This is a genomic window from Bradyrhizobium sp. SZCCHNRI20481 (assembly GCF_032485055.1).
Classification (GTDB): Bacteria; Pseudomonadota; Alphaproteobacteria; order Rhizobiales; family Xanthobacteraceae; genus Bradyrhizobium.
Map to the genome: position 1 here is coordinate 26,958 of NZ_JAUEUE010000018.1, position 20,857 is coordinate 47,814.

Sequence of the window (20,857 nt, forward strand, 5' to 3'; positions counted from 1 at the left end):
CGAGCTCTGCCGGTGGTTTCGCCCTCTCGACAACGAGGGGGCGGGGAATGCCGGGCGCTGGCCGCACCCATGGCCCGCCTGCGAAAAAAGTGCAGGCGGCAGGAACCACAGGTTCAGCCGAGACATCCCGGCATTCCCCGCGCGATGGTTGGGCGGCTTATACGTCCTCTCCCCGGGGACCGGCTGTCTTGCCCCCGTCACCCGCGCAACGCGAACGCGTTGTCACGAGCTTGGCCTCAGCACCGGGAGGCCAGGACCCTACGATTTCGCCGGCGCATCGGATTCGTTCGTCCGCATGTCGAGCATGCTGCGACTCGCTACGCCCACCGCATCCCACCCCGCGTGTCGTGACGATCGCGATACGCCCCTCGTGCCGAGGCGGGATGGTGGTAGAAAATCATGATTTTCGGAAAAACGAAAGAGGAATATTTTTCACGGAACGACTGGACAGGGGTGATGTGGTTGAGGGGGCAGACGAAAACAGAGTTTTGGCGCAACCGGGTTTTCTCCCGCGCTGCTCGGGACGGCGTTGAACCATGAGAGCGAGGAGACGTCGTTGCAGCCATGGCGCAACGTCCGACATGAAGAAGCCAAGACGGTTGTGCGGACACGAAGCCTCAGCGCGGCGACCGAGACTGGCTTAGTGCACAGCTCTAAGCCTGATCAGGTTCGGCTCCTCGATAGAAGAGTGCTCGTCCCTTCGGTATGAGCTGAAGCAATATGTCGTAGTCGGTGACATTTGCCGTCAGGACCACCAAGCCGAGCTTCTGCGCCTGAAGGAACAGCGCGCAATCGCGGAGAGCGCGGAACTTGCCATCTTTGTCATAACCCTGGGTTCGGCAAAGGGTGCCTGACAGGAGTGCTGCGCGTCCTAGAGTTTCGGCGTCTGGGGTGAAGATGCGATGCGATGGCGTCGCCTTGATCTGTCGTCCAACCACCGCGATGACGGACGCAGTGCGCGAGTCGGCTGGGTTCAAGGCGCCAACCGTGTGCATCAACTCCTGCACCGCAATGATCGAGTGGTTGACCTGACGACGCGCGATGACTTCGTCCAGAATGGGAGGCGAGCAGCTCTGCATCTGGTCGATATAGACACAAGTGTCGAGCAAAAGTCCTTGTCCGGCAATCAGGCCGGGTCCGACAAATGGCAGCTCGTCATCGCTCCGCCGTGCCAGCGTTCCCCGTGGATCGAAACGCGCCCAGCGCCGCGCGCTCTCGTAGTCGAATGCCGCCACGTCAATAGCCGAGCTTCAGTTTCGGATCGACCGTCCCGCGCGATTCCTTGAAGACTTGCGCGAAATTATCCTCGAGCGCGATGGTCGCGAGAGCAAACTCGATAAGGTCGGTATCCGTTTCGATTCCCGTTTGCCGTTTGGCCTGCCGGACCAGCGCGGAGCTCACGCGTCCGCCAATCCGTCCCGCCTTGTCCTTGAGGAGTCCGGACCGTTCGGCTGCCCGCATGACTGCCTGGACGCGCGTCTCGCTCGGGACGACGCGTCCAATCGTCGCCTCATCACGAGGCCGACGCGACATGCCGTGAGCGGTTTGCTTGCCCCGGCGGGAGGGGGATTTGCCGGCAGGTGCCTTGGCCATGATGATCCGGGTTCTGTTGGACAAAAACCTTCTTTGTTCAACATAGCGCGTCTCGCCTCTGCTTCAACGTGCCGCCGACGCGCCCCTCACTCCACCGCATCCTTCTTCGCGATCCGGTGCAACTGCTCGAACAGATCGGCCTGCTCACTCGTGCACAGACACACGCCCTGCGCGGAGTCCGTCTCGCCGGCGTTGAGGTAAGCGTGGCCCATGGTGCTGTCGAGATACATGCCGTCGCCTTCGTGCAGGGTCTCGGGCGCGTAGAACTCGGTGTGCACGGCGATGGTGCCGCGGGTCACCAGGAAGTATTCCTCGCCGCTGTGGCGGAGCAGGGGGCCGAACTCCTCGAGCGTGCGGGCGCGCACCTCGGCGATCATCGGCACCATGCGCTTTCCGATCAGGTCGGTGCATTGATAGGTGTAGGTGTAGAACCTGGTGTTGACGATCTGGCCCTGGCCGGCGCGGCTGACGCTGCGGCGGGCGGTCACCGGGCGACCCGCCTCGGGACGCGGCGAAGCAGGGCTGAACAGCTCGGCAATGTCCATCTGCAGGCCCGAGGTGAGCTGCAGCAGCTTGTCATAGGTCAGCGACATCAGGCCGTTCTCGACCTTGGACAGCGTCGACAGCGCCATGCCGGTCTTTTCGGCGACCTGCTTCAGGGTCAGCCCGCGCGCCTGCCGGGCCGCCTTCAGGCACTGGCCGAGCTGGGAGTGGGGGCCTTCGGTCGACGCGCTGATGGCAGTGTCTGTCAAAGCGATCTCCGGAAAATCCGTTAGCGGATCAGGCGTGCCGATGGCCGGGGCAGGCCGACAATCTCGCCCCAAAGAACAACATATTCAATTGGGTGCCCCAATGTCCGAAGGTCATGCGTGGACAGCGGTGGAACAATGCGTTTTCGGGTCGTGCATTCGATTTCCTATATGCTAAATAGTTTTCCGAAACGGAAAAGAGAAGCCCGTGGAATCGATTTGCGACAAGACCGCCGTCGAGCTGGTCAACCTCCTGAAAACAAAGGCGATCTCGCCGGTTGCGCTGCTCGAATCGTGTCTGGACCGGATTGCGGCGGTGAATCCGGCCGTCAACGCGGTGGTGACCCTGGACGAGCCGGCTGCCCGCGCGGCGGCCAAGGCCGCCGAGGCCGAGATCGTGAGGGGCGAGGACAGGGGGCCGCTGCACGGCCTGCCGGTCCTGATCAAGGATACCCAGGACACCGCCGGGATTCGCTCCACCTATGGCAGCCCGATCCTGGCCGACAATGTTCCGGCCGTCGACCAGGCCTCGGTGGGCCGGCTGCGCGCCGCCGGCGCGATCATCTTCGGCAAGACCAATACGCCGGAATGGGCGGCGGGCGGCAACACCCGCAATCCGGTGTTCGGCGCCACCGGCAATCCGTTCGATCCGATGCGCTCGGCGGCCGGCTCCTCCGGCGGCTCGGCGGTCGCGCTCGCCTGCGGCATGGCCCCGCTGGCCTCCGGCTCGGACACCGGCGGCTCCCTTCGCAATCCGGCCGGCTTCTCCGGCATCGTCGGCATGCGGCCGTCGTACGGCCTCGTCGCCAGCGAGAAGCGCGCCCATGGCTGGTCGTGCCTGTCGACCGATGGGCCGATGGCGCGCGATGTCGGCGATACCGCGCTGATGCTGTCGGTGATGGCGAGCGACGATGCGCGCGATCCGCTCGCCTACACCTTGCCGGGCGAAGCCGTGCGCGGCGCGCCATCGCGCTGGGTGGTGCCGCCGGTGGTCGAACTCAAGACGCTCAGGCTCGCCTTCACCGAGGATTTCGGCTTTGCCCCGACAGAAGCGCTGATCCGCCGCGCCTTCCGCGCGCGCGTGTCGCGCATCGCGCCGCTGTTTGCTGACGCGCACGAGAGCGCGCCCGATTGCAGCGGTGCCGACGAGACCTTCGCGGTGCTGCGCGCCTCGCTGTTCCTCACCCAGCACGGCAAGAATTTTCGCGAGCGGCCCGACATGCTGGGGCCGAACGTGCGCGCCAATGTCGAGGAGGGGCTCGGCTACAGCCTCGACGATTTTTCGCGCGCGAGCGCCAACCAGACCCGCATCTACCGCGCCTATCAGGGCTTCTTCGCAAGCCACGACGTGCTGATCAGTCCGACCATCACCTTGAGCCCGCGGCCGTGGGTCGAGCTGTATCCGGCCGAGATCGACGGCGTGCCGACACGCTCCTACTTCCACTGGCTGGCGCTTGCTTATGCGGTGACGCTCGCCGGCCATCCCGCGCTCAGCCTGCCGCTCGGCCTCGACGACAACGGCCTGCCGTTCGGTCTGCAGATCGTAGGTCCCCGCGGCGGCGATGCGCTGGTGCTCGGCGTCGCCGCGGCGCTGGAGGCCGCCTTTGCCGATGACTCCGAGCTGCGCCGTCCCCGGCCGGACCTCGCCAGGCTCGCGTCGCTGCCGCCGCTGGCGCAGACGCCGGGCTTCATGGCGTGGGATTGAGGCCGGCCATCATGATCAATACATCCTGGAGCGACTAACGATGTCCGACGCCCCCTCATGGCCGTTTTCGCTGGTGCGCCGCGCCGGCGGCCTGGTGTTCCTGTCCGGCGAAATCCCGGTTGCGGATGACGGCAGCATTCCCGAAGGCATCGCGGCGCAGACCGATCTCGTCTTCAAGCACATCTCGGAGACGCTTGCCGGCGAAGGCCTGACGCTCGACGACGTCGTGTCCTGCATGGTGCACCTCGCCGACAAGGCGGACTTCGCCGCCTACAACGAGGCCTATCGCAGGCACTTCAAGGACCCGCTGCCGGTGCGCACCACGGTGCAGGCGCAGATGATGGCGGATGTGAAGATCGAGGTCACCGTCGTCGCGGCGGCGCGGACCTGAGATAGGAGTGATGACGATGCAAAGCGCGATCGTTCTCGGTGGCGGTATGGTCGGTGTCGGCACGGCGCTGCACCTGCAGAGCCGCGGCTGGTCAGTGGCGCTGGTCGACCGCAGGGAGCCAGGCCGCGAGACCAGCTACGGCAATGCCGGCATCATCCAGAGCGAGGCCGTCAGGCCCTACGCGATGCCCTATGATCTCGCCGGCGTGCTCGACATTGCGCTCGCGCGCACCAACGACGTGCACTACAGCCTCGCGGCGCTGCCCTATCACGTGCGCCCGCTGCTGCAATACTGGTGGAATTCGTTCCCCGCCCGGCACGAGGTGCTGACGCGGACCTATGCGCAACTGATCGCACGCGCCGCGCCCGAGCACGAGCCGCTGATTCTCGCGGCCGGGGCCGGCAATCTCGTGCGCCGCGACGGCTTTCGCGTGCTGCACCGGACGCAGGCGCAGTTCGACAAGGAGGCCAGGGAGGCCGAGGCGGTCGGCAAGGCGTTCGGCGTCAAGTTCAAGCTGCTCAGCGCGCAGCAGCTCAAGCAGGCCGAGCCCGGGCTGATCGACAGCGGCATCGGCGGCCTGCACTGGCAGGAGCCGTGGACCGTGTCGGATCCCGGCAGCCTCGTCGGCTCCTATGCCGAGCTGTTCACGCGGCGCGGCGGCAAGCTGCTGCGCGGCGATGCGACCACGCTCGCACAGGCGGGCAGCGGCTGGGCCGTCACCACGGCGGAGGGACGCATCGAGGCCGAGGCCGTGGTGGTCGCGCTCGGACCGTGGTCGCCGGAGTTCCTGAAGCGGTTCGGCTACGACATCCCGATGGTGCGCAAGCGCGGCTATCACCGTCATTACACCGGCGGCGCCCCGCTCGATCTGCCGTTGCGCGATGCGGCGCGCGGCTATCTGATGAACCCGATGGCGCTCGGCGTGCGCATCACCACCGGCGCCGAGCTGTCATCGCCGAATGCGAAGGCGACCCCGGTTCAGCTCGGCAAGGCCGAGGCTGCCGCGCGCCAGCTCATCGATCTCGGCAAGCCGGTCGAGCCCGAGCCGTGGATCGGCACGCGGCCGTGCATGCCCGACATGCTGCCGGTCGTCGGCCAGGCGGCGCGTCACAAGGGCCTGTGGCTGCATTTCGGCCACGGCCACCAGGGCTTCACGCTGGGGCCCGCGACGGGACGCATCCTCGCCGAGCTGATGAGCGGCGAAGCGCCGAGCGTCGACGTCGCCGCCTGCGCGCCGGCGCGATTCGGCGCATAGCTGCGAGAGCTGCTGCAGCCCTGCAATTGCAGGCTGCAGCGGCGCTCTCCGGGCAGTCCCTTGTTTACCAAGCGGGCCTGTTCTGGCGCTGCAAAATTTCCACTTCACGAATTCGCAAGCCCGCTCTCCTAGGGTGACGCCGGTTGAACCAGGACGCGGGGGCGAAACGCGTTTCGTGAGTTCTGTCGTCGGCCAGTGATCCGAACATCATGTGGGGGAGCAGATGAACTTCACGGGCCTCGTGTACCGTTTCATCTCGAATTTCGTATTTCTCGCGGCCGTCTATCTCAGCCTGAACTACATCGAGAAGTACCAGAACCGCGCCGTCCTGGCGCTCGTGGTGCTGATCTATGCCGGCATGCGCGCCGTCACGGTGGTGCGCACCTTCCATTTCTTCGGACGGATCGAGAAGATGGAATCGGACGTCCGCCGGCTGGCCGGCATGCTCGGCGACGGGCCGGTGGGGCAGGTGGTCAGCAGGCAGGTGGTGTCCGACGTCGGATCGCTGCGCAAGGACGGCGAGAAGAAATCCTACATCGACCTGTTCTTCCTGGCCGCCGCCGTCATCCTCTGCGTCAGCAAGCTGGTCTCGAACTGACCGGTCGCACCGCGAGCGGTGTGCATCAGGCCGATCGCCGCGATATCTAGCTCGAGCAGCCGAAGGCGAGGGCGAGCGAATCGTGCCGCATCCCCGCGTGCAACATCTGCGAATGTTCAGCGTCGCCTGAGGCTGGCGAGGCGCAGCGGACGCGGCGCCGGCTTGGCAGTCGCCGCCTTCGGGGCCGGGCTCTCGAGCCGGGCGAGCTGATGCCGCTGCGCCGACAGCGGCGCGACAGGCGGCCATGCGAACAGATTGGGCGCCGGCGCTGCCAAGGCCGGCGCTGCAAGGCGCGGCGCGAGCGGCGGACGCGGCCATGCCGGCTTCTGCGCGCCGTGCGTGACGGCCGCGGGCACGTCGAGAATGCCGAAATCGTCCAGCCTGGCGCGGGCGCGTGTTTCGGCGCCGGCGAGATCGACGGGCGCGATCCTGGGCCAATGCGCCACCGGGGTCTCGTCCGACGGACGATGCACCAGCCAATCCTCGGGCTCGGTCGGCGTCGCCGGCCGGTCCGGCGTTGCCGCCACGACGTGCACGATCTTGTAGTTCTTGGCCTTGAGATCGGCGAGGATCTTCGGCAGCGCCGTGACGGTGCGGGCCTGGATGTCGTGCAGCAGCAGGATGCCCTTGCCGCGCGCCTCCAGCCGCTTCATCGCGAGCTCGTAGACCTTGGCGCCGGAAATGCTTCGCCAGTCGTCGGCCAGGAAATCGGCGCTCCAGACCTGCAGGCCGAGCGAGGCGGCGTAGCTCTCCACGGCGTCGCCGCGCAGCAGGCCGGGCACGCGGAAGAACGGCGACAGCGCGGAGGGATCGGTGAGCGCGGCCTTCGTCCAGGCGACGCCCTGATCGACCTCCGGCTGGACCTGTTCGAGCGTCATCTTGTTGAAGCTCAGCGGATGGTTCTGGCTGTGGGTGCCGATGGTGTGGCCGGCGGCCGCGAGCTTCCTCACGCCCTCGGGATCGGCCTTGGCCTGGCGGCCGATGGTGAAGAACGTCGCCTTGACGCATTGGTCGGCGAGAATCTGCAGCACCCGATTGCTGTATTTCGGCAGCGGCCCGTCGTCGAAGGTGATGACGACCTCGTGATCCTTGAGCGGCAGCGTCTCCTTGTACTGCATCGCGCCCAGGCGCGGATGCTCGCGCGGATCGACCACCAGGACGCGCGACGTGCCGAGCGCGTTCGGGTGTCCGGGACAATCGGCCGCCGATGCGGCTGACGATCCGACACTGGAGGCGACGCAGGCGACGGTGCCCAACAGCACTGCGAGCCATGTTGGCCGTCCGACGCAAGCCCACCGACGATCACGCATCACGCTGCTCACATTCCCTTCACCGTCCCGGCCCCTTCGGCCAGGGTCTTCGACGCTCGATGATGTGTCGCAGCCGCGCGGGACGGGCAAGCGACCGTCAAGACATAGCAGGGATGTTCGGCTGTCGCGAGCTGACATCGTTCCGGGTTCCGGTTTGCACGCGGCTGTTGCCGGATTGCAAGCGGCGGAAATCGCCGTGATCACGGCAGTCGAGCGTAGACAGGGGTCCTGAACGACGGATTAACCACCGTCGTTCGGCGTCGTCGGCGCGGGTGAAGGGCGCTCGCTATGCTGCTCGTGATGCACATCCGCCGGCTGCTTCGGAACCACATGGACCACGCGATAGCCGTGGTTCTTCAGGTAGCGCAGGAACGCGGGCAGCATGGCGACCGTGCGCGGCTGCGGATCGTGCAGCAGGATGATGCCCTTGCGCGCCTGGCTCAGCCGGGTGGTCAGCAGCTTCAGCGTCTGCTGCGGTGACATCGGGTTCCAGTCGCTGGCCCAGAGATCGGCGCCGAACACGACGATGCCGCGCGACTGCAGCAGGTCGAGCGTCGCCGGTGTCGATTCGAAATAGGGAAAGCGGAAGAATGGCGTCGACGGCGTGGTCGTCTCCGCGCCGTTGAGCGCCTTCTCGTCGGCGCCGATGCCGCGATCGATCTCATCGACGGCCTGTCCCGGCGTGATGTGCGCGAGATTCGCATGCGTGAAGGTGTGATGGCCTATGGTGTGGCCTTCGGCCGCGATCTTCCGCACCAGCGCGGCGCGGCGCGACGCAGGCTCGCCGACCAGGAAGAAGGTCGCGCGCACGCATTCCCTGGCGAGGGCGGCGAGCACCTTGTCGGTCATCGGCGGCGACGGGCCGTCGTCGAAGGTCAGCACCACCTCGCCGTCATGCAGCGGCAGCGTGTCCGGGAAGCTCTTCAGGCCGACGCGCGGATGTGTCGCGGCATCGACGGTGAGAATGCGCGACGTGCCGAGCGTACCTTCGCGCGGGCATGCGGCGGGCGCGGCTGCGGCGACGTCAGCCGCAAGCAGCGCCACCACGACGCCGGCCGCGTTTACCCATCCCGTCATCGGTCGCCAAAGCCGCATCTTTTCCCGTTGCGCTCGCTGTTGCCGATTATGTAATGCGTGAAAGCACAAATCAGACCATTTGCTCTGAAATCAAGCGCGTGAGGCACGTCATGAACGAGACATCGGACGTTGCCCATGCTGATGCTACTCTACGCGATCGCGCGCCGATGCGCACCGAATCCGGCGAGATTCGCGCCGAATTCATCGCGGCCATCACGGCGGCGATCGCCGCCGAGGACGAGGCGTTTCTGCGCGCCGAGGTCGCCGAGCTGCACGAGGCCGATCTCGGCGACCTGATCGCTGCGCTCGCGCCGGACGACCGTGTCCGGCTGGTCGAGCTGACCGGCACCGATTTCGACTTCTCCGCGCTGAACGAGGTCGACGACGCGGTCCGCGAGGAGATCCTCGAGGAGCTCGAGCCTGCGACCGTCGCCGAGGGCGTGCGCGAGCTCGAATCCGACGATGCGGTCGAGCTGTTGGAAAGCCTCGACGAGGAGGACAAGGAGGAGATCCTCGAACGCCTGCCGCCGTCGGAGCGCGACGCGCTGGCGCGCAGCCTCGACTATCCCGAAGGCTCGGCCGGCCGCCGCATGCAGAGCGAGTTCATCGCGGTTCCACTGGGCTGGACGGTCGGCGAGGCCATCGACTACATGCGCGAGACGCCGGATCTGCCCGAGCGGTTCTACGAGATCTATGCGGTCGACGACGCACGGCATTGGCAGGGCGCGGTGTCGCTCGATGCGCTGCTGCGCGCCCGCCGTCCGGTTCCGCTGGCCGATCTGATCGACGAGGACCGCCGTCGCGTCACCGTCACCGACGATCTCGCCGAAGTGGCGCGGCTGTTCGGCAAGTACAATCTGGTCGCGGCCCCCGTGGTCGATGCCGACAACCGGCTGGCCGGCGTCATCACCATCGACGACGTGGTCGACGTCATCGAGGAGGAGGCCGACGAGGATTTCAAGGCGCTCGGCGGCGTGTCGGGCGACGAGGAATTGTCCGACAGCGTCTGGACCATCGCCAAGGGCCGCTTCAACTGGCTGCTGATCAATCTCGCCACCGCGTTCCTGGCGTCATCGGTGCTCGGCCTGTTCGAGGGCCAGTTGCAGCAGATGGTGGCGCTCGCCGTGCTCGCGCCGATCGTCGCCAGCCAGGGCGGCAATGCCGCGACCCAGACCATGACGGTCGCGGTGCGCGCGCTGGCGACGCGCGAGCTCGGGCCGAACAATGCGATGCGGGTCGTGATCCGCGAGGGGCTGGTCGGGCTCGTCAATGGTCTGGCCTTCGCGCTCGTCACCGGCATCGCCGCCGTGGCGTGGTTCAAGATGCCCGGGCTCGGCATCGTGATCGGGCTTGCGATGATCTCGAATCTCGTCGCGGGTGCGCTCGGCGGCATCCTGATTCCGATGGTGCTCGAACGCGTCCGCGCCGACCCGGCCGTCGCCTCGGGAACCTTCGTCACGACGGTGACCGACGTCGTCGGTTTCTTCTCGTTTCTCGGCATCGCCACGCTGTGGTTCGGCTTGAAATAAGCGCAATCCCTGAACGACTTATATCGTTAATCCGGCCTTAACGCGGTTCGGCGAGACTGTCGCTTGAGACGGAGTCGGACGATGCAACGCTTGCGGCTGAAGGCAGATGGACGGATCGTGGAGCTGCGTGACGGCGAGGAGATTCCGCTGGCGCCCGCGGCTCCGCTCGAAGTGCGCGACCTCAGGCGGCGGGTGCAGCTGACCCAGCAGGAATTCGCCGCCAAGCTCGGCGTGCCCGTCGAGACCATCCGCAACTGGGAGCAAGGCAAGCGCATGCCGCGCGGCCCGGCGCGCGCGCTGCTCACCGTCATCGCGCACGCGCCCGAGACGGTGTTTGCCGCCTTAGCCAAGACTTAAGCCAAACACGGGTCGTGCGTTGGCAACGCCCAGCGTGTGCCTACATAATGTTGCACGCGCTCTGGAGTGCACGGCCATGCTGATGATCGAGGCCAATGGTGCCGGAATTCCCGCTTTGGGTCTCGGAACCTGGGAGCTGCGCGGGCGCGCCTGCAGCCGTATCGTCGAGCAGGCGCTCACGCTCGGCTACCGGCACATCGACACCGCGCAGGTCTATGAGAACGAGCACGAGGTCGGCGAGGGCCTGCGTGCGTCCCGCGTCCGGCGCAGCGAGGTGTTCCTGACAACCAAGGTGTGGACCACGCATTTCGCGCCGCACGACCTCGAGCGCTCGGCCAAGGAGAGCCTGGTCCGGCTGCGCGTCTCCGAGGTCGACCTGTTGCTGCTGCACTGGCCCAACCCGCACGTGCCGCTGGCCGAGACGCTCGGCGCGCTGGCGCATGCCAAGACGCTCGGGCTCGCACGCCACGTCGGCGTCTCCAATTTCACGGTTGCCTTGCTCGACGAGGCGGTGGCGGCATCGCCCGAGCCGCTGGTGTGCAACCAGGTCGAGTATCATCCCTATCTCGATCAGACCAAGGTCCGCGATGCCTGCGCGCGCCATGGCATCGCGCTTGTCGCCTACAGCCCGATCGCCAAGGGCAAGATCAAGAACGATCCGACCTTGACGCGGATCGGCCGCGCCCATGGCAAGAGCCCGGCGCAGATCTGCCTGCGCTGGCTGGTGCAGCAGAACGTGGTGGCGATTCCGCGCACCTCGAAGATCGAACGGCTGTCCGAGAACCTCGACGTGTTCGATTTCGAGCTGTCCGAGCAGGACATGGCCGACATCTTCGCGATGGGCAGTCCCGAAGGACGGATGACCAACTTCGCCTTTGCGCCGAAATGGGATTGAGGGCGGCGCCCGCGCCGCTATGCTAGACACCGACATGGCAGGCGCGGCCGGCGGGCCGGATGGCGGCTGGCGCTGCAATCCCTGCCAATGATCGGCGAGACCGCGCGCAGCCCAGGCAATCGGTCCGGCGTTCGGTCAGGCGCGGGCGCAAGTGAAGCAGCATGGAACGTTGGCAGTTCATCCGTTGGGGCATCGCCGCATCGGTGCTCGCGCATCTCCTGATCGCCGGTGGGGTCGTGGTCTCGACCACGGTACGTCCCTACGAGATTGCCAGGACTGACGAGGTTGCCGTCGACATCGTCGATGCCGACGACCCGCAGAAGACGCCGGAGCCGGTGCCGTCGCCATCGCCCGAGCTGACGCTGCCGCAGCCGGCGCCGAGCCCGTCGCCGGCGGCCGCCGCGCCGCCTCCGGCGCCTGAGCCGGCGCAGCCACCGGTGCAGGAGGCGAAGGAGATGCCGAAGCCGCCGTCTCCCTCACCGGCGCTGCCGCAGCCTTCGCCGATGCCGCCGTCCAAGGCCGTGAAGACGGCCGCCAAGGCGGAGGCGAAGTCGGCCGCCAAGCCTTTGCCGCCGCCTGTGCCGGCTCCGGCGCCGAGCTATGTACCGCCCGAGCCCGACATCACGGTGAAATACGGCGTCATGCTGGGCCTGCCGGAGCCGCTTTCGCCGCTGCCGCCGGCAATCGGCCCGGACGATGCCAAGGACGCCGGGCCGGCCGCGACGACCAACCTCGCGGCCAATCTGGAGACGGCGCTGCGTCAGCGGGTCAGGAGCTGCGCCCGTCTTTCGGCTTCGATGTCACCGTCCGACCGGGTCATGGTCAGGCTGCGCTTCGCAATGACGCCCGACGGGCGGCTGGCGACGGAGCCGGAGGTGAGGGAGGTGATCGCACCGCTGAAGGCTGCGCAGCTGAAGGAAAGCGCCGTCGAGGCATTGAACGCCTGCCAGCCTTATTCGATGCTGCCGCGGGATCGCTATGACGAGTGGAAGGTGATCGAGATGTCGTTCACGCCGCAGGACTTCACGCGCTGATCGTGTTGCGCGCAAGGGGACGCAAATCGGAGCAAGTCGCTGTCGACGCGGCCGCCGCCGATCCTGTATGCGTCCTGGAAGGCAAGGCTCCCATGGCCGACACGGCGCGGCCCATGCACGCCTGAACACGGAGACGGCTGGACATGACGCTGAAGCTGGTGATCGGCAACAAGAACTATTCCTCATGGTCGATGCGGCCGTGGCTGGCGCTGCGCGGCTGCGACATCGCCTTCGAGGAGATCGTGATCCCGCTCTACACCACCGATCCCGCCGACAAGGCGCGCATCCTTAATCATTCCCCGGCCGGCAAGGTGCCGATCCTGATCGATGGCGCGATCAGCGTGTGGGATTCGCTCGCGATCATCGAATATCTCGCAGAGCGTTTCCCGCAAGCGGGGCTGTGGCCCGCCGATGCCGCTGCCCGCGCCCACGCGCGATCGGTCTGCGCGGAGATGCACTCCGGCTTCCCGGCCTTGCGCAACGAATGCCCGATGAACCTGCACCGGCCGGTGCGGCCGGTGGAGCTGTCCGCCGATGCCAAGGCCAATATCGCCCGGATCGAGGACATCTGGCGCGACTGCCGTGCCCGCTATGGCAATGGCGGGCCGTTCCTGTTCGGCCGCTTCGGCGCGGCCGACGCCATGTTCGCGCCGGTGGTCACGCGCTTCCACAGCTTCGCCATTCCGGTCGCCGCCGAGACCCGTGCCTACATGGACACGATGATGGCGATGCCGGAGTTCGCGGCGTGGGTGAAGGACGGACTTGCAGAGAGCTGGATCATCGACCGGGTCGAGAAAGTCTGAACGGCGCCGCCTGTTCACGATATGGTCTGCGGTGGACGAGCGAGCCCCGACGCGCTCGTCCAGAAATACCGCCTACGGCGTCATCCCGTTGAAGACTCTCGCAATCTCCGTGTTTGCCATGTCGTGAGGTCGCTGGTCAGGGCGGGCGGCGGCGTGATATAAGCGCGATATTTATAAAGACACGCCGGCCCGGGCAGCGGGACAAGGGGCTCTTGCCGGCACGCGAGCAGGAGAGGGCGTTGAAACACAAGTTCCCCATTGGATCGACCGTCTATTTTACCGCGAGCAACGTCTCGCGTCCGGCCGCCACCGGCACCTACGAGATCATCCGCCAGCTTCCGACGGAAGACGACGACTGCCAGTATCGGATCAAAAGCTCGACGGAAGCCTTTGAGCGGGTTGCCAGAGAGAGCCAATTGGCCTTGTCTTGAGGATGACGTGCCGCGTCGGCGGAGGCGGCCGCCGGAGACGTAGCCGAAGCGAGAGGGGGAGTTGCCACGCGTTCGGGAGCCGTGGCGCGAGACGCTGACGATTGCTGCGCGATCCCTTTGGGGATAGCGGGTAGCTCCACACCATCCGGCGCCCGCAGGCGCATGGAATCGTCCTATTGTCGTGGTGGGGCCGCAATCGATCGGGTGATCATTTGAATTTGATGATCGTTTCACGGCCGTCCCATGTAGGGACGCCATCGGGCCCGCTCTCGCTGGCCCACGTCAGGAACAAGCGCGCATGAACTCGACCTGGCCTTCCTCGTTGGATCAGCTCTTGAACTCACCGGCGTTCCCGATGTGGCTCACCGTTGCCGCGGCGGGTTTCTTTGCACTGATCGTCCTGATTACCCTGCTCAGGGCCGAGAAATCGGTCGCCAACGGCGCGCTGACGGTGATCACGCTGCTGGCGGTCGGGATTGCGGTGGCGTCGATGATGCGGAGCCAGGATGCGAGCCCGCGCGGCGCCAATGGCGATCCTGCGGCGACCGCCACCGTCAGCTTCTCGCCGCCCGCTCTGGCCTGCGTGGATGATCTCGCCGGCGACCTGGTGCTCGCGAATTGCGAGAAGAGCCTGTTCGGATCGGCCGAGATGACGGCCGCGGCCGTCAGTTATGCGGCGGGCATGCTGAGCCGGCTGTCCCAGGCGGGCGACGTCGCCAGCGCCAACAAGGTGATGACCGCCGAGCTGCTGGCGCTGCGCCGCGCCGTGGAGCGCGATCGTTATGGCCTGATGGCCTATGTGCTGCTGACGCGCGACCGCTGCACGCCGAGCGATTGCGTGATGTTCCGTGCCGTGGGCGATCGCCAGCAACTGATGAACAACATGGAAGGGCGGACCTATGAGGGGCTGGTGACGCGCTACGCCTCGCAGTGGAATGCGGCGCCGGGCCAGCCCGTCGCTGGAACCTTTGCGGGACTGGCGCCTCCAGGGCAGGCGCCGTCGGCGCCGAGCGGCAAGCCGACGACCGCGGAATTTCCCAGCTCGGCCAATACCCCGCCGGTCAGCATCATGAATCCCGAGCCGACGGCCTCGACGCGTTCGGTCGCACCGGCAGCCGCTGCGCCGAAGCCGCCGACGCAGCTTGCGCCGTCGCCGGCAGCGCCGCCGACCGTGGCTGCCAGCCACGCCCAGGCGCCGCCGGCGGCCAAGAAGGCCGCACCGAAGCCGAAGCCGCCGGCTGCCGCGGCGCCTCAGGCGGCGCCTGACGCTGCCGAGCCGGCCGCCAACAACGAATAGATCCCGCTGGTCGAACCGCCATCATGCCTCTGCACCTGATCAAGCTCGCCGTCGGCTGCGAGTCCGTGAAAGAGCTGAAGGAGTGGATCGCCGAGCGCATGCTCGCGGCCAAGAAGAAGGGCCTGCCGCAGCAGCACGTCCATGTCACGCGGATGACGCCGAAACGAGTCGAGGACATCCTCGCCGGCGGCTCGCTGTACTGGGTGATCCGCGGTGAGGTCGCCGCGCGCGAGAAGATCGTCGGCATCGAGCCGTTCCGCGACGGCGACGGCATCGGGCGGTGCCGCATCATCATGCAGCCGAAGGTGATCGCGGTGTCGCCGCGGCCGATGCGTCCGTTCCAGGGGTGGCGCTATCTGACGACCGAGGATGCGCCGGCCGATCTCGGCAAGTCCAGTGCGGCGGGGGTCGAAGCCATGCCCGAGCCGCTGCGCCGCGAGCTGCGCGATCTCGGCCTGCTGTAGCCGCTCGACGAGTTGCCGGTGTTGCACGTGAGCATCTCACGCCGGGGCGGAAGTTCAGACTCGATCGCAAGGGCAGAGCGTACGCTCTACCCGGCGTCAGTTGCCGCTGCCTCTGCCCTTGCGGGCGAAGGAGCACTCGCGGTCTTGGCGAGCCGCTGATTTCCCGGCGGCTCAGCCGGCGATATTGTCGATCAGTCGCGTGGTTCCGATCTTGGCCGCGACCAGGATGCGTATCGGTCCTGACTCGTTCGGGGCGATGGGGGCCAGCGTCTCGGCGTGGCGGACCTCGAGATAGTCCAAGGCGAAGCCGGCTTGGGTGATCGCGGCGGCGCCGTCCCCAAGCGCCGGCTGCATGTCGTCGCCGGCGCGCAGCCGGGCCGCCAGCTCCTTCAGGACACGGTGCAGCGTCGGCGCCGCCCGCCGCTCGTCTGCAGTGAGGTAGACATTGCGCGACGACATCGCGAGCCCGTCGCGTTCGCGCACCGTACGGGATCCGACGACGCGGACGCCGAGATCGAGGTCGCGCGCCATCCGGGCGACGACGCGGAGCTGCTGATAGTCCTTCTCGCCGAAGATCGCGACGTCCGGCCGGCATTGCGTGAACAGCTTGGCGACCACGGTCGCGACCCCGCCGAAGAAATGCGGACGGAAGCGATCCTCCAGCCCGGCCAATGCCGCGCCTTCCGGCACGACCCGCGTCGCGAACCCGTCCGGATACATCGCCTTCGCGTCGGGATGCCAGATCAGATCGACGCGCTCGGCCGCAAGTTTCGCAACATCCTCCTTCCAGGTCCGGGGGTAGGAACCGAAATCCTCCGTCGGCGCGAACTGAGTCGGGTTGACGAAGATCGAGACGACCACCTTGTCGGCGCGGCGCTTCGCCAGCCTGACCAGCGAGATGTGGCCTTCATGCAGCGCGCCCATGGTCGGCACGAGCGCGATGCTGGCCTTTCTCGCGCGCAAGCTGTCGAGCTCGCGGCGGAGGGCGGAAACGGTGCGGGCGATGCGAGGGCTTCGTGACATTTTTGCTCGATCTCACAGCGAAAAATTGCGGTTGCTCTGTTCGGTCTTGACGCTCGGGCGACCGCCCTTAACAAGGACGCGACACGCCGCTCAGCATACTTGAATACGCCTGTTAGCACGTCTCCGCGTCCGATGCGGAGTTGGTAAACGCGCGCGTCAAGTAGTAGCGGAGGATGCGTCCCCCGTGGGATTCACGATGACGATGCATTTCACTTGACCGCAGACGACCGTGACTCGAAGATGATCGTAAGAGGTCGACAACATGCTGGTGCAGACTAGCCAAGGACAATCGGGCTCGGCCCACGTGGTTGTGCTTGGAAACGAGAAGGGCGGGTCGGGCAAGTCGACCACCGCCCTGCACATCGCCGTGGCACTCCTGAAGGCCGGCCAGCGCGTCGCCACGATCGATCTCGACTGTCGCCAGCAGAGCTTCACCCACTACATCAACAACCGCAGCGCCTGGGCGCGCCGCACCGGCCTGCGCCTCGAGCTGCCCACGCACTACTGCATCCAGCTCGGCCGGACGCTGCAGATCGACGAGAACGAGAACGCCGAGTTCCAGCAGTTCATGGAGGCCGTGAGCGCCGTCGAACGCTCGTTCGATTTCATCGTCATCGATACGCCCGGCAACGACAGCTACCTGATGCGCCTGGCGCATTCGATGGCGGATACGCTGGTCACGCCGATCAACGACAGCTTCCTCGACTTCGACGTGCTGGGAACGGTCGATCCGGCGACCTATGCCGTGACCGGCGAGAGCCACTATGCGGAGATGGTGCGTGACGTCCGGCGCAAGCGCCGCCAGGTGGACGGTGCGATGACCGACTGGATCGTGGTCCGCAACCGGCTGTCGATGCTCGGCTCCCGCAACAAGCAACTGGTCGCCGACGGCCTCAAAGACCTGTCGCTGCGGCTCGGCTTTCGCGCCATCGACGGCTTTGCCGAACGCGTCGTCTATCGCGAGTTCTTCCCGCGCGGACTGACCGCGCTCGACGACATCGACGAAGCGACCCTGGGCACCCGCCCCAATCTCGGCCACGTCACGGCCCGGGAGGAGGTCACCAGCCTGCTGCGGCAGCTCAAGCTGCCGCTGGACGAGCGCGGCCGCCGCCGCGCCGCAAACCGCGCCGAATGGTTCGCCCAGGTCGACAAGCCGCTCGACCTGCACGACATCATCAGCGCCTGAATACCGTCCGCAGTCCGGCGAAGCCGCGCCTGAGACATTGTGCGCGTTGAACGTGCGCCCGCCGCTTGGTTAACAATCCGCGTGACAGGGGGGACGGCGCGTTCAGCCTGCTTGGGGCGGACGAGGAAGATTTGTCTCAGGTCAACGCCGCGGCCGCCAACTTCGCTAGATTACCGTCAAATTCATGACTGATTTGAACCTGACGTTCAGGGCTCAAGTTACAGAGACGGGCGACGGAACCCGCTATGCTGCACAGCAACTAGGTGCGGCGCACAACGAACGGGCGACCGATACACAACATTTGGTCTTCCTGTCACAGCGCCGTTACATATATTAAACAGAACGGGTCGCGAGAGTCTTACAGGTTCAAAACTACCTTTGATTGTGCTCCCGAGGGACGAACATGAAGCGTGGAATAACCGTTCTTGTGTCTGTCAGCGTGCTGGCGGCCGTCGGCTACTTCACCGCGAGCAAGTGGGCGATCCGGCACGAGACCATCAGATTCTATGACGCCTCGCGCGACAACCGTCTGGTCGAAGTCGCCGTGGCCGTCCGCCGCGACAAGGAGATGCAGGCCGAAGCCGGCATGGTCAAGCTGCCGGTCGCGATCCTCAATCACGGCAACACCGTCAAGTTCACCGAGTACTCGTTCCTGGCCAACGTATTTGCTGCGCGCGGCTACATGGCGGTCAGTATCCAGCACGACCTGCCGACCGATGCGCCGATGGTGACGAAGGTCGGCGAGCCCTATGTCGGCCGCCTGCCGCAGATCCAGCGCGGCGTCGCCAACATCCGGTTCGCCGTCGAGCAGATGCACCAAGTGCAGCCGAACGCCGACTATGATCATCTGACGATGGTTGGTCATTCGATGGGCGGCGACATCTCGATGTATTTCGCCAAGCAGTATCCCGAAGACGTCCGGAAGGTCGTCACGCTCGACAACCTCCGCGTCCCGTTCGTCACCGACGGCAAGTTCAAGATCCTGTCGTTCCGTTCGAAGGACCCGCAATTCAAGACCGATCCCGGCGTGATCCCGAGCGACGACATCTGCGAGAAGGAAGGCATCACGGTCGTCAACACGGACTTCCAGCACAACGACATGCGCGACACCGGACCCGACGACGCCAAGTCGTCGATCCAGGCCATGCTGGACAAGTTCCTCGCCGACAGCGACAGCAGCAGCGACATCGGGCCGGTCAAGACCAAGACACCATTGCTCGATCCGGGGCCCGTCGCGCCCTATGCGCCGGTCGGCAAGACCGCGACGCCGGCCAAGCCGCTGACGCATTGAGCGCGCAAGCCGGGATGCACGCCAGCCTCGCCTGACCCTTGCCGCCCACCACGACGGGCGGAACGAACGACGTATGCGGCAGATGGGTCGCTGCCGTCATTGAAGCTGTTCGTCCGGCTGCCCACATGATGCGCGTCCGAGCAAGGTGCGCGTATGGTCGATCGTCGTACGAAGCCAGGTTCTGCGCCGATGACCACGGCCGACGATGGCTCGCGCCAGCAACGGTTGCCGGGCGATGCGCGCTCCACGGCAGACGCCGTTGCGGCGTTTGTGGCGCAGGCCAAGGCCATGGCTCCTGCAGCTCAGGGAACCAGAGGTCGTCTCGTCTTTGCGCTTGATGCGACCCTGAGCCGCCAGCCGACCTGGGACATGGCCTGTGCCCTGCAGGCCGACATGTTTCGCGAGGCCGCCGCACTCGGCAGCCTGGATATCCGGTTGGTGTACTATCGGGGCTTCGATGAATGCCGCGCCACTGGCTGGATCTCCGACAGCGCTGAGCTCGCCCGACTGATGGGCAAGATCGATTGCCGCGGCGGCCAGACCCAGATCGGCAAGGTTCTTGCCGAGGCGCGACGCCATGCGACAGCGTCTGGAATCCGCGCCGTCGTGTTCGTTGGCGACGCGATGGAGGAGAATGTCGACGTGCTCTGCGCAAAGGCCGGCGAGCTCGGGCTGTTGAAGGTCCCGCTGTTCATGTTCCAGGAGGGCAATGAGCCCGCGGCCGAGCAGGCTTTTCGCGAGATGGCGCGGCTGTCGGGGGGAGCATGGTGCCGCTTCGATCCGGGCGCATCCGCGCAGTTGCGCGATCTTCTGCGCGCCGCCGCGGCCTATGCTGCCGGTGGTCGCGCGGCGCTGCTCCGGCTCGCCGGCTCCGAAGCGGGCGCGGCACGCCTGATCGGGCAGATGAAGTAGAGATCGATCTCGGCCGCCACCAATATCAAGCCCGGCGCACCGGCTCGAGCCTGCCGGTCGCGTACGCAGCCGATCATGCTTTTTGTCTCGACACGCCCTATATTCGGATCATGACACTGATCGCTGGCGCCGTCGCCGTCATCACCCTTTATCTGTTGCTGCAGATGTTCCGGAACGCGAATCCGGCGGCACTGGCGCGCGCGCTCAAGTTTGCCGGCGGCATCGGCTGCCTTGCGGTGGCAGCCTTCACCGGCCTCCGCGGCGAGCTGGTGGTGGCGATCCCGATCGGGCTGTTCGGGGCGGGATTGCTCGGCTGGTCACCGGGTGGGCTCGGCAATGTCGGCAGCATGTTCGGGCTGGGCGGGCAGCGCTCGTCCGGTCAGAACTCGCGGGTGCGCTCGCAATTCATCGAGATGGTGCTCGATCACGACAGCGGGCAGATGCAGGGCCGTTTCGTCGCCGGTGTCCATGCCGGCCGGTCGCTGGACGAGTTCGATCTGCCGCAGCTCGCCGCGATGACGCCGAGCCTTGATGCCGACAGCGTCGCTCTACTTGAAACTTATCTGGACCGCCGGTTTCCCGCTTGGCGTCAGCACGCGGAGCGCGATGCGGCAGGGCGGCAGGGACGCGCGGCGTCGAGCTCCAAAATGACGGAAGAGGAGGCCTATCAGATCCTTGGCCTGCAGCCGGGCGCGGGGCGAGACGAGATCGGTCGGGCCCACCGTGCGCTCATGAAGAAACTGCATCCCGACCAAGGGGGGTCGACGTACCTCGCCGCCCGGGTGAACGAGGCCAAGGATACTCTGCTTCGTACGCATCACGGCTAACTCCGGCAACGCCACTAACGCCACAACACCGAACCCGCTTTCAACGCAACTTTGTCGACGCCTGCGGCTCTCGCCCTTGCCAGGCACGATCGTTCGTCATGGTGAAAAAGTTCTAGCGGCAAATCCTTGA

Annotated in this window: 22 protein-coding genes; 16 read left to right on the forward strand and 6 right to left on the reverse strand. The window is 66.3% G+C overall.

Annotated elements, in window-relative coordinates; translation table 11 throughout:
- Positions 1–653: 653 nt before the first annotated feature.
- The 3 genes from QX132_RS26425 to QX132_RS26435 form a co-directional block, all read right to left on the reverse strand.
- Positions 654–1,235, reverse strand: a complete 582-nt coding sequence (locus tag QX132_RS26425) for a DNA-binding protein (RefSeq protein WP_316163248.1) — start codon at positions 1,233–1,235, stop codon at positions 654–656.
- 1 nt (position 1,236) lies between these two features.
- A complete protein-coding gene (locus QX132_RS26430; RefSeq protein WP_315740353.1) occupies positions 1,237–1,593 on the reverse strand; it encodes a hypothetical protein in 357 nt (118 codons plus the stop codon).
- 86 nt (positions 1,594–1,679) lie between these two features.
- On the reverse strand, positions 1,680–2,345 hold the full coding sequence (locus QX132_RS26435; RefSeq protein ID WP_315740352.1) for an XRE family transcriptional regulator: 666 nt from the start codon (positions 2,343–2,345) through the stop codon (positions 1,680–1,682).
- Positions 2,346–2,550: 205 nt separating this feature from the next.
- On the opposite strand from QX132_RS26435, the gene QX132_RS26440 reads away from it, so the two are divergent.
- From QX132_RS26440 to QX132_RS26455, 4 genes are all read left to right on the forward strand, one after another.
- Complete coding sequence (locus QX132_RS26440; RefSeq protein WP_316163249.1) at positions 2,551–4,047, forward strand: amidase; 1,497 nt, start codon at positions 2,551–2,553, stop codon at positions 4,045–4,047.
- Positions 4,048–4,087: 40 nt separating this feature from the next.
- Positions 4,088–4,438 carry a RidA family protein gene (locus tag QX132_RS26445; protein WP_315740350.1) on the forward strand — a complete coding sequence of 117 codons (351 nt, stop codon included), beginning with the start codon at positions 4,088–4,090 and terminating at the stop codon, positions 4,436–4,438.
- A 16-nt stretch (positions 4,439–4,454) separates the two neighbouring features.
- Complete coding sequence (locus QX132_RS26450; protein ID WP_315740349.1) at positions 4,455–5,693, forward strand: FAD-binding oxidoreductase; 1,239 nt, start codon at positions 4,455–4,457, stop codon at positions 5,691–5,693.
- A gap of 223 nt (positions 5,694–5,916) precedes the next feature.
- Positions 5,917–6,291: a hypothetical protein gene (locus QX132_RS26455; protein WP_315740348.1), complete on the forward strand. Its 375-nt coding sequence runs from the start codon at positions 5,917–5,919 to the stop codon at positions 6,289–6,291.
- 116 nt (positions 6,292–6,407) lie between these two features.
- Here the strand turns inward: QX132_RS26455 and QX132_RS26460 are convergent, their stop codons facing one another.
- Together QX132_RS26460 and QX132_RS26465 are read right to left on the reverse strand one after the other, a co-directional pair.
- Positions 6,408–7,601 carry a polysaccharide deacetylase family protein gene (locus tag QX132_RS26460; RefSeq protein WP_316163250.1) on the reverse strand — a complete coding sequence of 398 codons (1,194 nt, stop codon included), beginning with the start codon at positions 7,599–7,601 and terminating at the stop codon, positions 6,408–6,410.
- Between the two features lie 240 nt (positions 7,602–7,841).
- Positions 7,842–8,678 (reverse strand): polysaccharide deacetylase family protein, encoded by an 837-nt coding sequence (locus QX132_RS26465; protein ID WP_316163251.1) that lies wholly within the window; start codon positions 8,676–8,678, stop codon positions 7,842–7,844.
- A gap of 110 nt (positions 8,679–8,788) precedes the next feature.
- Here QX132_RS26465 and mgtE point away from each other — a divergent pair, with 110 nt between their 5' ends.
- The 8 genes from mgtE to QX132_RS26505 all read left to right on the forward strand — a co-directional run bounded on the left by mgtE (position 8,789) and on the right by QX132_RS26505 (position 15,488).
- Positions 8,789–10,207, forward strand: coding sequence for a magnesium transporter (gene mgtE / locus QX132_RS26470; protein ID WP_315740345.1), 1,419 nt, complete (start codon positions 8,789–8,791; stop codon positions 10,205–10,207).
- A gap of 81 nt (positions 10,208–10,288) precedes the next feature.
- Positions 10,289–10,564, forward strand: coding sequence for a helix-turn-helix domain-containing protein (locus QX132_RS26475; RefSeq protein WP_315740344.1), 276 nt, complete (start codon positions 10,289–10,291; stop codon positions 10,562–10,564).
- Positions 10,565–10,640: 76 nt separating this feature from the next.
- Positions 10,641–11,459: an aldo/keto reductase gene (locus QX132_RS26480; protein ID WP_315740343.1), complete on the forward strand. Its 819-nt coding sequence runs from the start codon at positions 10,641–10,643 to the stop codon at positions 11,457–11,459.
- A 161-nt stretch (positions 11,460–11,620) separates the two neighbouring features.
- Positions 11,621–12,493 (forward strand): hypothetical protein, encoded by an 873-nt coding sequence (locus QX132_RS26485; protein ID WP_315740342.1) that lies wholly within the window; start codon positions 11,621–11,623, stop codon positions 12,491–12,493.
- A 143-nt stretch (positions 12,494–12,636) separates the two neighbouring features.
- The gene (locus QX132_RS26490; protein ID WP_316163252.1) at positions 12,637–13,296 is read left to right on the forward strand and encodes a glutathione S-transferase family protein; all 660 of its coding nucleotides are present in this window, start codon (positions 12,637–12,639) and stop codon (positions 13,294–13,296) included.
- A 239-nt stretch (positions 13,297–13,535) separates the two neighbouring features.
- Positions 13,536–13,727 (forward strand): hypothetical protein, encoded by a 192-nt coding sequence (locus QX132_RS26495; protein WP_315740340.1) that lies wholly within the window; start codon positions 13,536–13,538, stop codon positions 13,725–13,727.
- A 298-nt stretch (positions 13,728–14,025) separates the two neighbouring features.
- Positions 14,026–15,024: a hypothetical protein gene (locus QX132_RS26500; RefSeq protein WP_315775253.1), complete on the forward strand. Its 999-nt coding sequence runs from the start codon at positions 14,026–14,028 to the stop codon at positions 15,022–15,024.
- Between the two features lie 23 nt (positions 15,025–15,047).
- Positions 15,048–15,488, forward strand: a complete 441-nt coding sequence (locus tag QX132_RS26505; RefSeq protein ID WP_315740338.1) for a DUF1489 domain-containing protein — start codon at positions 15,048–15,050, stop codon at positions 15,486–15,488.
- 171 nt (positions 15,489–15,659) lie between these two features.
- Here the strand turns inward: QX132_RS26505 and panC are convergent, their stop codons facing one another.
- Positions 15,660–16,511: a pantoate--beta-alanine ligase gene (gene panC, locus QX132_RS26510; protein ID WP_316163253.1), complete on the reverse strand. Its 852-nt coding sequence runs from the start codon at positions 16,509–16,511 to the stop codon at positions 15,660–15,662.
- A gap of 262 nt (positions 16,512–16,773) precedes the next feature.
- Between panC and QX132_RS26515 the strand changes: the two genes are divergently transcribed.
- From QX132_RS26515 to QX132_RS26530, 4 genes are all read left to right on the forward strand, one after another.
- Complete coding sequence (locus QX132_RS26515) at positions 16,774–17,697, forward strand: division plane positioning ATPase MipZ (RefSeq protein ID WP_315740336.1); 924 nt, start codon at positions 16,774–16,776, stop codon at positions 17,695–17,697.
- 403 nt (positions 17,698–18,100) lie between these two features.
- Positions 18,101–18,988 carry an alpha/beta fold hydrolase gene (locus tag QX132_RS26520; RefSeq protein ID WP_315740335.1) on the forward strand — a complete coding sequence of 296 codons (888 nt, stop codon included), beginning with the start codon at positions 18,101–18,103 and terminating at the stop codon, positions 18,986–18,988.
- 153 nt (positions 18,989–19,141) lie between these two features.
- A complete protein-coding gene (locus tag QX132_RS26525; protein WP_410052893.1) occupies positions 19,142–19,900 on the forward strand; it encodes a VWA domain-containing protein in 759 nt (252 codons plus the stop codon).
- 110 nt (positions 19,901–20,010) lie between these two features.
- Positions 20,011–20,727 (forward strand): DnaJ domain-containing protein, encoded by a 717-nt coding sequence (locus tag QX132_RS26530; protein ID WP_315754567.1) that lies wholly within the window; start codon positions 20,011–20,013, stop codon positions 20,725–20,727.
- Positions 20,728–20,857 lie beyond the last annotated feature (130 nt).